The organism is Methylobacterium sp. WCS2018Hpa-22 (assembly GCF_031843785.1).
Taxonomy (GTDB): Bacteria; Pseudomonadota; Alphaproteobacteria; order Rhizobiales; family Beijerinckiaceae; genus Methylobacterium.
On the sequence record NZ_JAVTJA010000002.1, the window covers coordinates 325,317 to 343,565 of the forward strand.

Sequence of the window (18,249 nt, forward strand, 5' to 3'; positions counted from 1 at the left end):
GCACAAAAAAGGGCCCCGATCGGGGCCCTTTCACATTCACATCGCTGCTGCGATCACATCCGGTGCATGCGGCGGTGATGCATCATCCGGTGACGCATGTGGTGGCGGTGCATGCGCATGTGGTGACGGCGGTGCATCCGACGATGCATGCGGCGCTCAGCATGGTGCATACGCACGGGAGTGACGGTCTCGGAGGAGGTCACACCCATCGGGGCGCCGGGGGCGGCCGAAGCGCTCGTGGCGAGGCCGGCTGCGCCGAGGCTTCCGACCATGGCGAGCGCGAAGATCAATTTTCTCATCGGGCGTTTCCGTTCTCTTTGACCCGAGCTCCGCGCTCGGATTGATCTCCCCCACTGGCGCCGGGGAGATGATTGCCGCACGCCGAGACGTGGGGGGGGGGGGGGGGGGGGCCGGGTCCGGTTCGACCCGCCGCTGATAACACTCAAGTCAGAGTTTCGTTTCCTCGAAGGCCCGTACCCATTCCGCGCAAATGCCTGAACGGACGATATCGTCGAGGGTGAATTCGACGATCGGGATCGGCATCATGCGGCTTTTGACGAGATGGATCACGGTCCTGAGGCCCGACGTCTCGCGCAGGTCGGTCTGGGACACGTCGCCATTAATAATGACCTGGCAATCGTCGCCGATCCGGGTGAGGAACATCTTGATTTCGGCGGTGGTGGTGTTCTGCGCCTCGTCGAGGATCACGAGGCAGTTCTTGAAGGTGCGTCCGCGCATCACTTCGAAGGGGACCACCTCGATGTCGCCGGTCTTCATGGCGATCTCGTAGGCGGCGTCGCCCATTCGCTCCTTCATGGTCTCGGTGAGCGGGGTCACCCAAGGCGCGATTTTTTCCTCTAAGCTGCCTGGGAAGAACCCGAGCGAGCGGCCAGCGGGGACGTTGGGGCGGGTGATGATGACCTTGGAGATGCGGCGCTGGCGAAGCTGATCCGCGGCGCGGGTTCCAGCAATGTAGGTCTTACCAGTACCGGCCGGGCCGAGAACGATGACCTGCTTGTTGACGGCGAGAGCGTCCAAATACTCGGCCTGTCGCTCCGTGAGCGGTTGGATCGGGGCCAGGTTACGCTCGTCGTCGAACCGGGTGCGGTGCAGCCGCACCGGGCGGTCTTCTACCAGCTCAAGTCGCGTGCGCCGTCTTTTCATCGATCAACACTCCAACTGGACTTGCCAACTAGGGTTTAACTGATCTTCGACCTGCTGACGTCTTTTAACCTCGATAACTTTTCCTGCACGGCTACTTTTATCAACACTACGCCAATTCGAGAGCAGGTCTTTCAGTTCCGGATGTCGCCACGACGCCTGTGGACGACTGGCCTCGAAGATGATGCGGGCCCCGCATGCGCGACCCACGAATCACCTACGCACGCACCATGCCGCTCCCGTCGCGACAGGGGCGTGACAGCGCGAATTCTTGAGTGTGTGGCTGAATATCTCTCGGAAGACTCGGCGGCGACAGTTGAAGCGGGTCATGCGGCTGGAGAGGGCGGGATGTCGGCGCATCCATCTCGACCATGACACTCCTGCCCTGCTGAAGGGCTGAACCGGCCGGACCACATCGCTTATCGAGCGTGGAGCCGGCAGGGTGCTTCAGCCGGGCTGGATGAAGCTGTCGAGAACCATCTTGCGGCCGGCCTTATCGAAGTCAACGGTCAGCTTGTTACCATCGACGGCTGCCACGTTGCCGGGGCCGAACTTGGTGTGGAAGACTCGCATACCATCCGAAAACGCGGACGGCGCACCTGTCGACTTTGCCACGAGCTCGCCTTCGATCTGGCGAGGGCCACCATTGCCTCGTCCGGGCGGCGAGGACCGTCCGAAAGCTTGCCGATTCCCGCCTCCGAACTCCTGGTTGCCGGCAGTGTTGGCTTGCGCCCGCTGCCAGCCCGGCGTCGCGTAGGAGGAACCGAACGGCGCCGGGTTGCGGTCGAAGCGCGAGGCGCCGGCGGAGAAATGCGCCGGGGCGTCGACCACGTCGACGGCGTCGGCGGGCAACTCGTCGATGAACCGGCTCGGCACCGTCGAGGACCACAGCCCATGGATGCGCCGGTTCACCGCAAAGGACAGCTTGGCGCGTTTGCGGGCGCGGGTCAGGCCCACATGGGCGAGACGGCGCTCCTCCTCCAGCCCGGCGCGGCCGCTCTCGTCGAGCGCCCGCTGGTTCGGGAACAATCCGTCCTCCCAGCCGGGCAGGAACACGGTGTCGAATTCGAGCCCCTTGGCCGCATGCAGGGTCATCAAGGAGACCCGATCCGCCCCTTCCTGCTCGCTCGCCTCCATCACGAGGGAGACATGTTCGAGGAAGGCAGCCATGTCGGGGAATTCCTCCATGGAGCGCACGAACTCCTTGAGGTTTTCGAGACGCCCGGCGGCATCGGCGGATTTGTCCTTCTGCCACATCTCGGTGTAGCCGGATTCCTCCAGAATGGTTTGAGCCACTTCCGAATGCGGCTGGGTACCGACCATCCGCGCCCACCGCGAAAAGCTCTCGACCAAAGCGCGGACGCCCGAGCGGGCGCGCGGCTTCAACTCGTCGGTCTCGATCAGGCTTCGAGCGGCCTGGAGCAGCGGCACGCGCTGCAAACGCGAATAGCCATGCAGGATTTGTAGGGTAGCGTCGCCCAGGCCCCTCTTGGGGGTGTTGAAGATGCGCTCGAAAGCGAGGTCGTCCGCCGGGTTCATAGTGACACGCAGATAGGCCAGCGCATCGCGAATTTCGGCACGTTCGTAGAATCGTGGTCCACCGATGACGCGGTAGGGCAGACCGAGCTGAACGAAGCGGTCCTCGATCTCGCGCATCTGGGCCGAGATGCGCACGAGCACAGCGATCTCCGAAAGCGGATGCTGCTTGGCCTGCAGGCTCTCGATCGATTCGCCGAGTTGGCGCGCCTCTTCCTCCGAATCCCAGGCGCCCGACACAGTCACCTTCTCGCCGGCCACGTCTTCGGTGCGCAGGGTCTTGCCGAGGCGGCCTTCGTTCTTGGCGATGAGCCCGGATGCGGCGGAGAGAATATGACCGGTGGAGCGGTAGTTGCGCTCGAGCCGCACCACGGCCGCACCGGGGAAATCGTGTTCGAAGCGCAGGATGTTGTCGACCTCCGCCCCGCGCCAGCCATAGATCGACTGGTCGTCGTCGCCCACGCAGGCGACGTTGCGGTGCCCCTGCGCCAGAAGGCGCAGCCAGAGATACTGGGCGACGTTGGTGTCCTGGTACTCGTCGACCAGGATGTAGCGGAAGCGCTGCTGGTAATTCGCCAGCACGTCCGGGTTCTCGCGCCACAGCTTGAGGCAGAGCAGCAGCAAATCGCCGAAATCAGCGGCGTTCAAGGTCAGGAGCCGGGCCTGATAGGCGGTGTAGAGCGCGCCGCCCTTGCCGAAGGCGAAGGCCCCCGCCTCGCCGGGGGGGACCTGCTCCGGCAGGAGGCCGCGGTTCTTCCACCCGTCGATGGCCGAGGACAGGGCGCGGGCGGGCCAGCGCTTCTCGTCGATGTTCTGGTCGACGATGACCTGCTTCATCAGGCGCAGCTGGTCGTCCATCCCCAGGATGGTGAAATCCGATTTCAGTCCCACCATCTCGGCGTGCCGGCGCAGGATCTTGGTACCGATGGAATGGAAGGTGCCGAGCCAGGGCATCCCCTCGCCGGCCGGGCCGATGAGGGCACCGATCCGGTGCTTCATCTCGCGGGCGGCCTTGTTGGTGAAGGTCACCGACAGGATGTCGTAAGGCCGCGCCTTGCCGGTCGAAACCAGATGGGCGATTCGCGTGGTGAGCACCCGCGTCTTGCCGGTGCCTGCACCAGCGAGGACGAGGACCGGTCCTTCCGTCGTCTCGACGGCGCGGCGCTGCTCGGGATTCAGCCCTTCGAGATAAGGCGAACCCTGTGGCCTGAGGGAGGCCATGGCGCGCGCGGCGATAGAGGTCTGCGCGGCCTCGGCCGCCACGCCGGAGGCCGGCGCCGGCACAGGGGCCGTCGTCGCGTCGGGATGCTGTTTCATGTTGCTTCCCTGGACCAAAACGCGAACGACGTCGAGGGTTGGGACAAAAGGTAGGCCCCAGATGGGTGGCCGGGAGGGGAACCACGGTTTCCTCTCGGGCGTCGTCTCACCATACCGTGAACATCATCACCAGAGGACGTTCCATGCGTACCGCCCTATCCGCCATCTCGATGCTGACCGTTGTCGCCGGCCTATCCCCCGCCCTGGCCCAGTCGCCCGGCACGCGATCACTCAACGAAACCAACGACCGGCTCGCGACCCAAAGCGAGATTCGCGGCGTCCGGCATCAGCAGCAATTCGAGAACAATCAGATCCGCATGCAGATGCAGCGCAACGAAGTCACCCGTCCGGCCCCGATCGGCTCGGGACTGACGCCACGTCGCTGACTGGATCGGCTCCGGAAGGCATGCCCGGCAGCTGTTGACCGCGAGAAACGCCTCTGGCGCGGAACCGGTCACCTTGTGCTATGCCGCATAGGGTGGGGGCACGACCGGGCATGACGTCCGGTGAGACAACGTGCCCGCCCCAAGGCAGTCCCGGAGACCGGGCCGGAGCGAGGCGGAAACCAAGACGGTGCGAGACATCCTGACCGCGCTGGCGGGCGCCGTCATCCTGATCCTCGTCGCGGCCCTGGCGGTCCCGCCCCTCGTGGCTTGGGAGAGCTACCGCACATTGGTGGACCGGACGATCGGCAGGTCGCTCGGTCTCGACGCGCGGACCGAAGGACGGATCGCCGTCAGGCTTCTCCCCTCGCCGCAACTGAGCGTCGATCGGCTGCGCATCGGCGGACAGGCCGACAAGCCGGCGTTGGATCTTTCGCTCGTCAAGGCCGAGATCGGTCTCACGCCGCTGCTGACGGGTGAGGTCCGCTTCACCGAGACGCGGATCGGGCGTGCGGAGATCAAGCTCCCGATCAGCGACGACGACGCGGTCCGCCTTCCCGCCGATCTCTATCAGACGCTCGCCGACCAGGATCTCGCCATCGAGGACCTGTCCATCGGACAGGTCATCCTCACGACCGTCGTCCCGCAGAGCGGCCGCACCGATCAGGTGCGGGCCGAGACCGTGCATCTCTCGGCGCCCCGGCTCCTGGGCCCCTGGCGGATCGAGGGGACGAGCGGCGCGGTCGCCTTCCGGATCGCCACCGGCGAACCCGCCGAGGACGGCAGCGTCGCCGTGAAGTTCTCCGGCGGCGGCGATACCCGTCCGCGCTTCGAGGCCGACACTCGTATCCGACTCGAACCTGTGCCCGGCGAGGCTCCCGCACAGGGTAGCCAGCTGCGTGCGATGATTCCGAAGGCGGAGGGATCGGCGCGGGTCGTGGTCGGGCCGCCGGTTCAGGTGGCGGGCGCCTACCTGCCGTTCTCCCTGGGCGGCACGTTCAAGGCGCGGGGACCGGTGGTGCGGTTCTCCGACGTGAAGGCCGAAATCGATCCCGGCGGTCAGGCCATGCGACTGGCCGGAACCGGACGAATCGATCTGCGCTCCTGGCGGGCAGCACTGACCCTGGAGGCGCGCCGCCTCGACCTCGATGCCTTCCTGATTTCAACGGCAGGCCAGGCCATGCTGGCGCGCGGGATGCCCCGCGCCGGATCCGAACTTCCGATGATGGTCGATCTTGACCTCGCCCTCGAAAGCATCGGCCTCGGCCTCGACGAATGGACGAATCTCCAGCTGTCCGGCACGTTCGACCGGACGGGAGGCCTCGCGCTTCGGCGCTTCTCGGTGACGGCGCCGGGCAACACCGCCCTCACCGCATCCGGAGAGGTCGATACGCAACCGGCCCTGCGCTTCACGGGCAACGTCTCCCTGGATGCCGCCGCCTCCGACGGGTTCGGGCGGTACCTGCGCAAGTTCGGCCTCGGCGGCCCGGCTGTCGCGGTGATGGACGGGCGCCCGATTCAGGCATCCGCGGACGTCTCGACGGCGAGCCCGTCCTCGTCACTGCGAAACCTCCGGCTCTCCCTCGGCGAGGCGCGGATCACCGGCAATGCCCGCTATACCCAAGCCGAATCGGGCGGGCGCGGGCGCTTCGATGCTCAGCTTTCGGCGCAAGGAATCGATGTCGCAGCTCTGCCTTCCTTCGGCAGCGCCTTGTCCGGCCTTCACGACCACGACCTCGGCCTGACGATCCAGGCGCGGGACGTGCGCTACGGGCCGGCCGGGGCCCATTCGGGCAACGGAACCATCGCCGCCAGCATCCAGTCGGACGGAGCGAGCCTGAACGTCGGCAGCCTCGACGTCACCGACCTCGCCGGCGCCAACGCCAAGCTGTCGGGCCGGATCGCGCCGGACGGGTCAGGCCGTATCGCGGGCCGGATGTGGGCGCCGGTGGCCGCCCCCCTCATCGCCCTTCTCGACCGGACGTGGATCGCCGAGGCTCGGATGATCCCCGGCTTCCTGCGGGCGGGCAGCCTCGACCTCGCCGTGACCCTTGAGCGCGAGGCGGCTGCCGCCGACACCCTGCGCACCAGCGCCAACGGAACAGCCGCAGGCGGCAGCCTCGGACTCGACCTGCTCTCGCGGGGCGGGCGTATCGACAGCCTGTCCCTCGATCTGACGACGCCGCTCGCCGGACGTTGGTTCGAGCGCGAGGACATGGCCGCCCTGCGCAAGCCGGCCGCCCTGCACATCAGCGGAGCACGCGGTCAGCCCGCGCCCGACGGCTCGGTTCCGGCCCTCGGCCTCGATATCTCCGGCACCATCGCCGACCTCACGCTCGCAACGGTGAAGCCGGTCGTGCCCGGTCCGGGCCAGACCCCGCCGGAAGCCGGCGAGATCCTTTTGAAGACGCCGGATCTCGCGCCCTTCCTCATTCTCGCCGGGAGCACGGATGCCCTACCCTCGCCGATGCCGGCGGAACTGCTCGTCGGTCTGTCGCGGGCCGGACGCGATGCCCATGCCGACGTCACCGGGCGGATCGCGGGGGCCACGGTTCTCGCCAATGTCAACCGATCGCCCGCCGGCGACATCTTCGGCAGCGTCGCGCTCGGCCGGCTCTCGCTGCCGTGGCTCGCCGCTTCCCTGATCGTCCCGCCCGACGCGAAGAAACCGGAAGCCGGAGACGGCGCACGGTTCGGCGCAGCGCCGGCCGTCAGACCGCCCATCGACCTCGACGTCAGGGTGGATAAGCTCGATCTCGGCCGGCGCTTCACCGCCGAAGGGGCGGCTTTCGGTGCCCGGCTCGACAACGGCGTCCTCACGATTCGCGACGTCAACGGACGTCTCGCCAGGGGACGCCTCGTCGGCAACATCACGTTGTCCCGGCAGGGTGGCGCGGCAGCGATCTCCGGGGAAGGCAGCCTGAGCGACGCCTCCATCGCGGACCTCGTCGGTCCGGGACCGATCTCCGGCCGGGCCAGCGCGACCCTTCGCTTCGGCGCTTCGGGCCAGAGCCTCGCGAACATGGCGAACAATCTGGGCGGAAGCGGCGATCTCAGCCTTACCGATCTGGTGCTTCCCGGCGGCGATCCGGGCGGGATCGAGCGCGCTTTGGCCAAGGCGCTCGCGGAAGACGATCCGCTCCGGGAGGGACGGCTCCAGTCCCTGGTGGCCGAGGAGCTCGCCGCCGCGCCCATGGCAGTGAAGGGAACGGTGAAGGCACCCGCGACCCTCTCGGGCGGCTCACTGCGTGCCGCGCCCCTCACCTTCGATCTCGGCGGACCGCGCTGGGCCGGCACCCTCTCCGTCGACCTGACGACGGGGCGGTTCGATGCACGCGGGACATTGACGGGTGGCGGCGCTCCGAAGGGCTGGACCGGAGGGATTCCCTCGATACAGCTCTCCTATTCCGGCCCGCTCACGAAGCCCGACCGCAGTGTCGATACCGGGCCCCTGACCACCGGCCTCGCCGCTGTAGTCCTGCAGCGCGAACTCGATAAGATCGAAGTGTTCGAGGCCGATCAAATCGAGCGCCAGCGGCGTCGCGCCAGGATCGAGATGGACAAGGCCCGAGCCGCTGCCATCAAGGCGGCGGCCGACAAAGCCGCGGCGGAGAAGGCGGCCGCCGAGGAAGCTGCCCGTCAGGCGCGCATTCGCGCACTCGCACCGAGCCAAGACGATGCCGCTCGCCGCGCCGCCGATGGCGTACCGGCCCCGGATGTCCTTCCAGGCCGAGCTGTCGAACCGCCCGCACCGCAGCCCTGATCGCGGCCGGTTTCAGGAACGAAGACGATCAGGGAACAGGCAGCGCGGCCCGGGCCGCCACGATTGCGTCGGTCAGCACGGCATTGGCGCCCTCGGCTTTGAGGGTAGCGAGGGGAATGACCTCCACGTCGGCGCAGGCCTGGACGACATGGGCGAGGTCGAACTGGACTGCGAGGCCGCCCGCCTTCGCATCGAGCCAGACAGTCATCGCAGGCGGCCCATCGCCATCTTGCGTCGATACCGCCTCCCGGCACTCGTCGTCGTCGGCATCCGCCTTCGCCTGACCGGTCCTGGGGCGATAAGCCTTGAGGTAGAGGTCGAAGAGCCGCTTCGAGGACAGGGACACCATCCTGCTTCCATCCATCTCGGTCTGGAGCGCGACCTTGCCGGTGAGAGCGGGCGGAAGCAGCGCGGTCCAATCGACGGGAGCACCGGAAACGAGGTCGTAGACGATTGCCGAGGTGCCGGTATTGGGATGTGCGCCGCCGCAGAAGGCGCTGTCCGTCATCGTGTAGCTAAGGAAGCGGGGGCCCCGCATCGTCACGTCGATATGCCGGCCGTAATCGGCATGTTTGCCTCCCTGCGCCAGACACTCGGCCGCGGCTTTACGCGCCGCTCCGTCTAGGCGCTGAACGGCGGCGTTGATCCGCCGCTCGGCGTCGTCGACGGGGTTGTCGATCCGCGGCATCGCCGACAGATCTTTGACGAGATCGGGGGGAACCTCGAGGGCCACCGTCCTGTCCGCTGCCGCGGCCGGCACCAGCGTCGCCAGGAGGCACCCGGCGGCGGCAGCGGTTCGGATGAAGGCCGTCACGGCTGCAGGCTCTCGCTACCACCAGCCAGCCCCACCGCCCGAAGGGCGAAGGCATAGATCAGGGCCACTTCTTCCAGCCGGTCGAAGCGTCCCGCCGCCCCGCCATGGCCGGCTTCCATGTTGATCCGCATCAGGACGGGGCCGCCGCCGGTCATGGTGGCGCGCAGGCGCGCCACCCATTTCGCCGGCTCCCAATAGGTCACGCGCGGGTCGGTGAGGCCGCCGAGCGCCAGGATCGCCGGGTAGTTCTGCGCCGAGACGTTGTCGTAGGGCGAGTAGGACAGGATGCTCTCGAAATCCTCGACGCTCGCGCCCGGATTGCCCCATTCCGGCCATTCCGGCGGGGTCAGCGGCAGGTCGCCGTCGAGCATGGTGTTGAGCACGTCGACGAAGGGCACGTCTGCGACGATCCCGGCGAAGAGGTCCGGCGCGAGGTTGGCCACAGCCCCCATCAGCATCCCCCCAGCCGATCCGCCATGGGCGACGATGCGCCCCGACGTCGTGTATCCGGCGTCCGCCAGGGCGCGACCGCAGGCGACGAAGTCCGAGAAGGTGTTGGGCTTCTTGGCCCGCTTGCCGTCCATGTACCAGTGCCAGCCCTTCTCCGTTCCGCCGCGCACATGGGCGATGGCGTAGACGAAGCCGCGATCCACCAGCGACAGCAGGTTGGTGCGGAACGCGGCCGGCATCAGGGTGCCATAGGAGCCATAGCCATAGAGTAGCAGCGGAGACGAGCCGTCGAGGACGAGGTCACGACGGTGGAGGAGCGAGATCGGCACGCTCTCTCCGTCCGGTGCCGTGGCGAAAATCCGGCGTGTCACATAGGCGGCGGGATCGTGCCCGCTGGGGATGGTCTGGCGCTTGCGCAACTGACGGGCGCGGGTCGAACAATCGTAGTCGTAGGTCTCGGCCGGCGTCGTCATCGACGAATAGGTGAACCGGATCACCGCCGTCTCGAATTCATGGCCCGGCTGGAGGCCGAGGGAATAGGCTTCCTCGGCGAAGGCCACGATGTGCTCGTTGCCCTGCGTATCGCGGACGACGATGCGGGGCCGGGCATTCTCAATCTCGAGACGCACGAGATGCTGGGCGATGACATGCTGGTGGCGGATCATCACACCGCGCCGGTGTGGAATCAGATCGGTCCAATTGGCGCGGCCCGACGCACCGATGCGGGTGGTGACGATCTTGAAGTCCTCAGCCCCATCCGCATTGGTTAGAATGAAGAGGTGGTTCCCCCAATTCTCCACGGAGTAGATGAGCAGCGGCTCCCGCGGTTGAACGCATAGCAGTGTTGCATCCGGCGACCGGCGATCGAGGAGATGCACTTCCGAGGTTTCGTGGTCACTTGCCGTGATGGCCAGGTAATCGCGCGATTGGGTCGTCTCGATATGGACGAAGAAGCCAGAATCGCGCTCCTCATAGAGCATGCTGTCGGCGGACTGGTCCGTCCCGACGACGTGATGCATGACGCGGGCGGGACGATGGTTCTCGTCCACGGCCACGTAATGGAACGACAGGCCATTCGCTGCCCAGACCACCTCGCCGGTGGTCGATTCGACGCGGTCCGGAAGATCCTGTCCCGTGCCGAGATCGCGGACGCGGATCGTGTGAAGCTCGGACCCCTTGGAATCCGCGCTCCAGGCAAGGCGAGCATGGTCGTCCGAATGCACCGCCGCCGCGAGCTCGAAGAAGGCGAGTCCCCTGCCCTCCTCGTCACCATCGAGCAGGACGACTTCGCCCTCCTCAGCCCCACCCGTACCGGCCGTCTCCGCCCCATGACCGGGGATCACCACCACTGTGCGCGGCCGGCGGCAGACGAGGGGATGCTGCCCACCCTCGCGATGCCGGGTGTAATAGGCGAATGCACCATCCGGCTCGGGTACGCCGCTATCGTCCTCGCGGATGCGCCCGCGCATCTCCGCTACCAGCGTCTTCCGCAAGGGCTCGAGATCGCCGAGCGCGGCTTCCGTATAAGCATTCTCAGCATTGAGATGTTCGCGGATATCCGATGGAAGGGCAGTAGGATCCTTCAGGACGTCGCGCCAGTTCTCGGCTTTTAGCCAAGCATAATTGTCGGAAATTGATCGGCCATGCACCGTGAATGTGTGCGGGCGCACGTCAGGGACAGGCGACTTGCTTTCCAGGTGGAAAAGATCGTCCATGGATACACCTGCAAGGTTGCCAAACATCGTCGGCTGAATAGCGTAGCGGCGATCAATTCGGCTCGTGATCGCCTTCGATGTCTGCATGTGTCCCAGCTGAACGCTGTGGGCAAGGTGGAGCGGAAAGTCTTTTCCTGCCGTCTTCGGCCGAACTGTGCCAGACCGGTCAACCGATCGGGAATGCGCGGAATCAGAATGCGTCCGATCATGCATGCATAAGTGACGTCAAACTTGCGCCAATGCATGATCACGCTGAATTGAACTATTGTTCAAAAATCTTGATTCGGCATATCCAGAGGTTTGACTTATGTCTTGCAGGGCCAACTTGAATATCATAAAATGACTGACATGGCGATTACCATCGCCCATCATCATGGAACACCGCTGCGTGACGCCACGATGCCGAAAGTCAATGCCGTGGTTTGCCAAAACGCCTCTTGGCTCCTCGCCCGCATACTTAACAGACTGTTACCGGCATCGTGCTTAAGGGAACCGTTTAGACAATGAGCGACATTGAGAATTCGGCCGACTTCGTTGAACTGACGGTCGACATCGTCTCGGCCTATGTGAGTAACAATCCTGTGCCTGTCGGTGAGCTCGCACAGCTCATTACCAAGATCCACGCCTCGCTGACCCAGGTCGCGAGTGGGGAAACCGAGGCCAAAGTCGCAGCCGCCCCGCAGCAGCCTGCCGTTCCCGTCAAGAAGTCGGTGACTGCCGACCACATCATCTGCCTCGAGGACGGCCGCGTATTCAAATCGCTCAAGCGCCACCTTCGCGCGAAGTACGATATGAGCCCGGAACAGTACCGTGCGAAGTGGGGCTTGCCGTCGGACTACCCGATGGTCGCCCCGAACTACGCCAAGGCTCGTTCGGACCTCGCCAAGGCGATCGGGCTCGGCCAGACCCGCAACGGGACCTACGACGAAGCAGCGTAAATCGACCGGCCGGGCATTCGCGAAATCTCGCAGCCCGGCCTTTTCCCGTTCCGCAGGAGCGGGGATCGTTCGTACCCGTGAGCGACGCTGAACAAAAGCCGCTTGCGCTAGGATATTTTTCCTTTATTATTCCCTGAGCCAACGCGGCACCTGCTGTCACGCGCTAGGGAACATATCATGAACATATCCCGGATCGGCCAAACTCGCAGCACCAGCCGTCGACCAGTGTCGGTCAGTGTTCCGACGGAACTCGGCCGCGACGCGGCCCGCCTTCTCACGGCCCTCGACGCGGAGGGGGCCTACGCGTTGGCGGACCCTTTGACCGAGGGAGACATCATCGTCCGCAACGGTGGCGACGGGATCTCGGTAAGTCGCGGGCGCTACCTCGCGCAGGCCGGTCAGACCCTCCTGTCCTGCGATCTCGCCGAACAGGCGGACGGGCGTCGTGCCAGGCTGACCATCAGCGCCGCGGGCCGGGCCAGGCTACGGCGGGAACGGGCCGGCCGGGACACCCCCTATCTCGCACAGCATCTCGATCTCGAAGGCCGCGGGGAACCGAGCCGACCGGTTCGCGACACATCGGAAAGTCCACTTGCCTGGATGGCCCGGCGGCGGGATCGGGACGGGACGCCCCTGATCGACGCCGCCTGTTTCGAGGCGGGCGAGCGGCTGCGACGCGACATGACCATGGGGGCATTGATGCCCCGGATGGGTTCGGACTGGAGCGGGGTCAAGGTGGATGGTGGGGGCCCGCGCGATCCCTCGGCTGGGTCGGACGCCATGCTGGCGGCCCGGCAGCGAGTCCGCGCGGCACTCAGTGCGGTAGGCAGCGACCTGTCCGGATTATTGATCGATCTCTGCGGCTTCGTGAAAGGTCTGGAGATGATTGAAGCCGAGCGCCGTTGGCCGGCGCGTTCGGCCAAGGTCGTCATCCGTATCGCCCTGGCGCGGCTGGCGGAGCATTACGGGCTGGAGCGGGAAGCAGTAGGGCCTAGCCAGTCACGCCTGCGCCTATGGCGTGACCGTGCCTGAAGGGCTCAGGCGGCCAGTTGCGCGGCATCCCGGTGGATACGCTCGGCCATGGCCCGAACTCCGTTGGAGCGCTTCGACGTCAGGTGGGCACCAAGGCCGATCTGCTTGAAGACCTGGAAAACGTCGACTTGGGCGATCTCCTTCGGCGTCTTTCCATCGTGCAAGGCCATCACCAGGGCGATCAATCCTTTGGTGATGAACGAGTCGCTGGTTCCTCTCAAATGCAGACGCGGAGGCTGCTGCGAATGATCGACGTTAGAATCGACCCAAACCTGGCTTTCGCAACCATGGACTCGATTCTGCTCGGTGAGCAGTTCATCCGGGAAGGGCGGCAAGGCACGGCCGAGTTCCATCAGATACTCGAGCTGGTCCGGCCCGTCGTCGAGGATTTCGAAATTGTCGATGATCGTTTCGATGGGCGGAAGCATAATGGCGGGCTGAACTCTTACGAATGCCGACACGGCGCGCTGTGAAGGCGCGGCCCGTTGCAGCCATATAGGAAGCGGGGGCCACCCAAGCGACCCTCGCTGGCGCGAAAGTCCGTTATTCCGAGGGATGGACCAGAGCTTCGGGCAGTTGAAGCTCCATCGGATCCGAATGCGTTCCGGTGCCTCGCACCGCGATCTCGGCCTGTGCGGCATAGGCCGCCACCAGCCGGGGGCCAAGATTGGGCACATCCGCCACGCTGGCAGCCGGCTGATCGCCGCCGGAAACGATGGTGAGCCGAACCGGAGCGCCCGCCGTGGCATCGATGGTGATCGAGATCGTGCAGGACACGGAATCGGACGTGGCGTCGAGGCATTCGGCGACGACCTCGGCGACGATCATGCCCAATGCGTTGGCTGTCCTCGGCTCGACGAGGCTGGTGCCGCGCCCTCCCACCGTCACGCTGATCCGCCCGGCCCGCCGCAACTGGCCGAGGCCGGAGGCGAGCCGGTGGAGGTAATCGCGCAGGTCGATAGAGGCGATATGTGGCGCCTCATGCAGATGCTGCTGGACGAGGGCGATCGCGCGGACGCGCTGGCCGAGCGCCTCGAAGCTGCCGCGGCAAGGTGCCGGCGCGGCGCGGCCGTAAAGGCCGATCAGGCTCACCATCACCTGGAGGTTGTTTCTGACCCGGTGATACACTTCCGCGAGAAGGGCCTCCTTCTCGACGAGCGCGTGTTCGGCATGCTCCTCGGCGCGCTTGCGGTCGGTGATGTCGAAGCACGAGGCGAGATAGCCCTGGAACGTCCCGTTCTCGGTGAGAGGGCGGGCGTTGTTCAGCAGCCAGCGATAGGCACCGTCATGGCGGCGCAGGCGAAACTCGATGGAGTACGGCGCGCGCGATGCGAAGGCCTCTTCGACCAGCGCCGCGTGCCGGTCGAAATCGTCTGGATGCAAGCCACGCCGCCAGCCATGACCGAGCTCGTCGTCGCGGGACCGGCCGGTGAAGTCGAGCCAGCATTCGTTGTGGTGGATCGCCCCGCCCTCGGTATCGGAGCGCCACATCATCAGAGGCACGAAATCCGCGAAGCGACGGAAATCGTCGCACGGCACGGCCTCGTCGCTGTTTGCCTCGGTCGACTGTGTCTCCGCGGCCATGGTGCTCCTACTCTAACCGCTGCGCGACGCTCGCCCGACGATATCTATCGGCGCCGGTCAACGTATCGGACATGGCACCGTTCCTACGGCTTGGGTCTGCCGATGCACATAGATCGATAAACTAGCAAGCCTCGTGCAAACCCGGCTCCGGGCCGGAGGCGGCGACTTCAGAGCATGCTGGGCAGAATCCGGTCCGGCGGACGATGTCCATCCATGAAGGTCTTGATGTTGATGATGACCTTCTCGCCCATATCGGTCCGGCTCTCATGCGTCGCCGAGCCCATGTGAGGCAGGAGCACGACCTTGCCAGAACGCGCCAGCTTGACGAGGCGCGGGCTCACGGCCGGCTCCTGCTCGAACACGTCGAGGCCGGCGGCGGATATCTCGCCCGCTTCGATCAGGCGCGCGAGGGCCGTCTCGTCGATTACCTCGCCGCGGGCCGTGTTCACCACGATCGCCTCCGGCTTCAGCAGCTTCAAACGGCGGGCCGAGAGGAGGTGGTAGGTCGCGGGCGTGTGGGGGCAATTGACCGAGACGATGTCCACCCGCGCCAGCATCTGGTCGAGGGATTCCCAATAGGTCGCGTCGAGCTCGCGCTCGATCTGCGCCGGTGCCTTGCGCCGGTTGTGATAATGGATCTGCAGGCCGAACGCCTTCGCGCGGCGAGCGAGGGCCTGACCGATCCGCCCCATGCCGACGATACCGAGGCGCTTGCCGGTGATGCGGCGGCCGAGCATCCAGGTCGGGGACCAGCCTTCGTCCCAATTGTCGTCCGGAATGATCCGGGCGCCTTCAGCGACGCGGCGCGCCACAGCGAGGATCAGCGCCATCGTCATGTCGGCCGTGTCCTCGGTGAGGACGCCGGGGGTATTGGTGACGGTGATGCCGCGCTCCAGTGCGACCGCCACGTCGATATGGTCGACGCCATTGCCGAAATTCGCGATCAGGCGAAGGTTCGGGCCGGCCTGGGCGAGGAGACCGGAATCGATCTTGTCCGTGACGGTGGGAACGAGGACGTCGGCTTCGCGCAAAGCGGCGGCCAGCGCCTCGCTGCTCATCGGCTTGTCATCGGGGCTGAGGCGAATATCGAACAATTCGCGCATGCGTGCCTCGACCACCTCAGGCAGGCGACGCGTGACCACAACGAGTGGCTTGCGCTTCAACGACGACATGCACCCTCCGCGAACGTTTCTGCTAGGCCGGTCTCTGCCGTGAGCCGGAGTTCATGCCGAGGCTTGACCTCGCATTAACCACGCATCGGCCAGACAGGTCCCATAGCTCCGACGCCTTGGCTGCCGGTTCCCGAGGCTTCTCTACCAGAGAGGGCACGGAACACAACGTACCCCCGCGCCCGAAGCATCGCGCGGGGATCGCTATACGAGGATTCACGATGCCGATCGTGGCCATGACGATCATGGAGACATGGCCGTCCGGGAAAATGACGATCGCGAACCTTTGGGAAGACCGATGATGCGCCTGCCTGGATTCCTGTTCTTCACCTGCCTGACGCTGGCCTCCTCATGGGCAGCGCTGCCTTCGAGGGCGATCGCAGCCCCTGCAGGCGCGGGCGATGCGAATCGCGGCCCCGCGACGGGCCTGCCCCTACCCCGCTACGCGAGCCTCAAGACGGATCGCGTCAACCTGCGCGAGGGACCTTCGAAGGATCACCGCACACTATGGGTGTTCCAGCGTGCAGGCCTACCCATTGAGATCGTCGCCGAGTTCGAGACCTGGCGCCGTATCCGGGATTCCGAGGGGACCGAGGGCTGGGTGCTGCACTCCCTCCTTTCCGGCCGGCGCACCTCCATCGTCATGGCAGCCAAGGGAGGAGATTCTGCGATCCCGCTCCATGCGCGGGCGGAAGAAGGGGCGAGCGTGGAGGCGAAGCTCCAGCCCGGCGTCATCGGCAGCGTCAAGAGCTGCACCGGAAGCTGGTGCCGGGTCATCGTCGCGCTGCCACAGAAGAGCGGCGACGTGGACGGCTATATCCGCCAGGACCGCCTCTGGGGGGTGTACCCCAACGAGAAGATTGACTGAGCCGGAACGCGCAGTTCGGCGGACATGAAAAAGGCCCGGCTGAGCCGGGCCTTTTTCATGATGGCGGGCAGGAGGCCGTAGAGGTTCAGGACTGACGCGCACCGTGCCGACGGCGCAGGCGGACGATAACCTCGACCCCGGCGATCTCCATGCCTTCGGGCGCATCTGGGAGCGAATCGACGGTGATGCCGCAATCGGGCATGTCCAGCACCTGTCCCTCGTCTTCCAGGAAGAAGTGGTGGTGCTCACTCGGGTTGGTGTCGAAATAGGCCTTCGACCCATCGAGAGCCAACTGGCGTAGCAGGCCAGCCTCGGTGAACTGGTGCAGCGTATTGTAGACCGTTGCCAGTGAGACCGGCACCTTGGCGCGCATAGCCTCGTCATAGAGCATTTCCGCCGTGAGATGGCGGTCGCCGCGCCCGAACAGGAGCCAGCCGAGCGAAAGCCGCTGGCGGGTCGGACGGAGACCGGAGCGGCGCAAACGGTCGCGCAGGTCGGACAGGGGACATCCCCGACGACCGGCAGCCGAAGCGGCGTCGAGGGGAGCGCCACGAGCGTTCAGCATGGCTTGCAGCGGCAGCGAGTTGGACATCGGCGGTACTGACATCTCACGTAAATAACACAATACAGCGGGAACTCTATACGAACCTCCCCCCTCGTCGCAACCCGAGCTGGTTGATGGGTGGCCACGCGGTGTGAACATGAGGCTTGTTTAAAGTCATTCCATTGAACACGACGAAAACGAGGTGTTTTGAGGCGCAAAGCCGCTGTGTTAACGAAGCGCCGCTCGCGAGCTCGGATCGTGTCGTGGCCCTGGATGGCCATGCGCGTCCGATGTTTCGAGGGCGATGTCCGGCGTTTCGAGCGCGCCCTCCACCAAGGACCGACACACCGATCATGTCTTCCGATCCCGAATCGTCCGCCGCCGCCGGTTCAGCACAGACCGCCCCCCGCGCCTCCCACTACTCCCATGAGGAGTTGCTGGCCTGCGGTCGGGGCGAGCTGTTCGGTGCCGGAAACGCGCAGCTTCCCTTGCCGCCAATGCTGATGTTCGACCGCATCACCTCGATCGGGACCGAGGGCGGCGCCTTCGACAAGGGTCATGTCCTGGCGGAATTCGACGTGCGGCCGGACCTCTGGTTCTTCGGTTGTCACTTCAAGAACGACCCGGTCATGCCCGGCTGTCTTGGCCTCGATGCTCTCTGGCAGCTCGTGGGCTTCCATCTCGGATGGCTCGGTGCCCCAGGGCGCGGCCGGGCGCTCGGCGTCGGAGAAGTGAAGTTCAGCGACCAGGTGCTGCCCACCGTGAGCAAGGTCGTCTACGGGATCGACATCAAGCGCGTGCGCCAGGGCAAGCTCGTTCTCGGCATCGCCGATGGCTGGCTGGAGGCGGACGGCGCCCGGATCTACGACGCCAAGGATCTGAGGGTTGCCCTGTTCCAGGCACAAAGCTAACCCCGCTGCCGGTGCATCTCGGGGCCGACCGCCATCGCGGTGGTTGAGAATGCCCCGACATCAT

Annotated in this window: 15 protein-coding genes; 6 read left to right on the forward strand and 9 right to left on the reverse strand. The window is 65.7% G+C overall.

The genetic code is table 11. The features are described from left to right. Positions 1–53: 53 nt before the first annotated feature. The 3 genes from RQI43_RS04015 to RQI43_RS04025 form a co-directional block, all read right to left on the reverse strand. A complete protein-coding gene (locus RQI43_RS04015; RefSeq protein ID WP_056423601.1) occupies positions 54–299 on the reverse strand; it encodes a hypothetical protein in 246 nt (81 codons plus the stop codon). A gap of 148 nt (positions 300–447) precedes the next feature. Further along, the gene (locus tag RQI43_RS04020; RefSeq protein WP_056423599.1) at positions 448–1,164 is read right to left on the reverse strand and encodes a PhoH family protein; all 717 of its coding nucleotides are present in this window, start codon (positions 1,162–1,164) and stop codon (positions 448–450) included. Positions 1,165–1,608: 444 nt separating this feature from the next. Next, positions 1,609–4,014, reverse strand: coding sequence for an ATP-dependent helicase (locus RQI43_RS04025; protein ID WP_056423597.1), 2,406 nt, complete (start codon positions 4,012–4,014; stop codon positions 1,609–1,611). 143 nt (positions 4,015–4,157) lie between these two features. Between RQI43_RS04025 and RQI43_RS04030 the strand changes: the two genes are divergently transcribed. After that, the gene (locus tag RQI43_RS04030) at positions 4,158–4,400 is read left to right on the forward strand and encodes a hypothetical protein (protein ID WP_056423595.1); all 243 of its coding nucleotides are present in this window, start codon (positions 4,158–4,160) and stop codon (positions 4,398–4,400) included. A 187-nt stretch (positions 4,401–4,587) separates the two neighbouring features. Next, complete coding sequence (locus tag RQI43_RS04035) at positions 4,588–8,160, forward strand: AsmA family protein (RefSeq protein WP_311274280.1); 3,573 nt, start codon at positions 4,588–4,590, stop codon at positions 8,158–8,160. A gap of 28 nt (positions 8,161–8,188) precedes the next feature. Here the strand turns inward: RQI43_RS04035 and RQI43_RS04040 are convergent, their stop codons facing one another. Further along, positions 8,189–8,974, reverse strand: a complete 786-nt coding sequence (locus RQI43_RS04040; RefSeq protein WP_311274281.1) for a hypothetical protein — start codon at positions 8,972–8,974, stop codon at positions 8,189–8,191. Further along, positions 8,971–11,139 (reverse strand): S9 family peptidase, encoded by a 2,169-nt coding sequence (locus RQI43_RS04045; RefSeq protein WP_311274282.1) that lies wholly within the window; start codon positions 11,137–11,139, stop codon positions 8,971–8,973. Before RQI43_RS04045 ends, RQI43_RS04040 begins: the two co-directional genes overlap by 4 nt. A 503-nt stretch (positions 11,140–11,642) precedes the next feature. Here RQI43_RS04045 and RQI43_RS04050 point away from each other — a divergent pair. Further along, positions 11,643–12,077, forward strand: coding sequence for a MucR family transcriptional regulator (locus RQI43_RS04050; protein WP_056423588.1), 435 nt, complete (start codon positions 11,643–11,645; stop codon positions 12,075–12,077). 177 nt (positions 12,078–12,254) lie between these two features. After that, positions 12,255–13,109, forward strand: a complete 855-nt coding sequence (locus RQI43_RS04055) for a DUF6456 domain-containing protein (protein ID WP_311274283.1) — start codon at positions 12,255–12,257, stop codon at positions 13,107–13,109. A gap of 5 nt (positions 13,110–13,114) precedes the next feature. On the opposite strand, the gene RQI43_RS04060 is transcribed toward RQI43_RS04055, so the two are convergent. The 3 genes from RQI43_RS04060 to RQI43_RS04070 form a co-directional block, all read right to left on the reverse strand. Continuing rightward, positions 13,115–13,537, reverse strand: a complete 423-nt coding sequence (locus RQI43_RS04060; protein WP_056423581.1) for a SufE family protein — start codon at positions 13,535–13,537, stop codon at positions 13,115–13,117. A 115-nt stretch (positions 13,538–13,652) separates the two neighbouring features. Continuing rightward, positions 13,653–14,693, reverse strand: coding sequence for a PAS domain S-box protein (locus tag RQI43_RS04065; RefSeq protein ID WP_311274284.1), 1,041 nt, complete (start codon positions 14,691–14,693; stop codon positions 13,653–13,655). Between the two features lie 167 nt (positions 14,694–14,860). Continuing rightward, positions 14,861–15,865, reverse strand: a complete 1,005-nt coding sequence (locus RQI43_RS04070) for a D-glycerate dehydrogenase (protein ID WP_056423577.1) — start codon at positions 15,863–15,865, stop codon at positions 14,861–14,863. A gap of 298 nt (positions 15,866–16,163) precedes the next feature. Here RQI43_RS04070 and RQI43_RS04075 point away from each other — a divergent pair, with 298 nt between their 5' ends. Next, complete coding sequence (locus tag RQI43_RS04075) at positions 16,164–16,730, forward strand: SH3 domain-containing protein (RefSeq protein WP_056423738.1); 567 nt, start codon at positions 16,164–16,166, stop codon at positions 16,728–16,730. An 85-nt stretch (positions 16,731–16,815) separates the two neighbouring features. Here the strand turns inward: RQI43_RS04075 and irr are convergent, their stop codons facing one another. After that, complete coding sequence (irr, locus tag RQI43_RS04080) at positions 16,816–17,322, reverse strand: Fur family transcriptional regulator Irr (protein ID WP_056423575.1); 507 nt, start codon at positions 17,320–17,322, stop codon at positions 16,816–16,818. A gap of 305 nt (positions 17,323–17,627) precedes the next feature. Here irr and fabA point away from each other — a divergent pair, with 305 nt between their 5' ends. Continuing rightward, on the forward strand, positions 17,628–18,185 hold the full coding sequence (fabA, locus tag RQI43_RS04085) for a 3-hydroxyacyl-[acyl-carrier-protein] dehydratase FabA (protein ID WP_311274285.1): 558 nt from the start codon (positions 17,628–17,630) through the stop codon (positions 18,183–18,185). Positions 18,186–18,249: the final 64 nt, after the last annotated feature.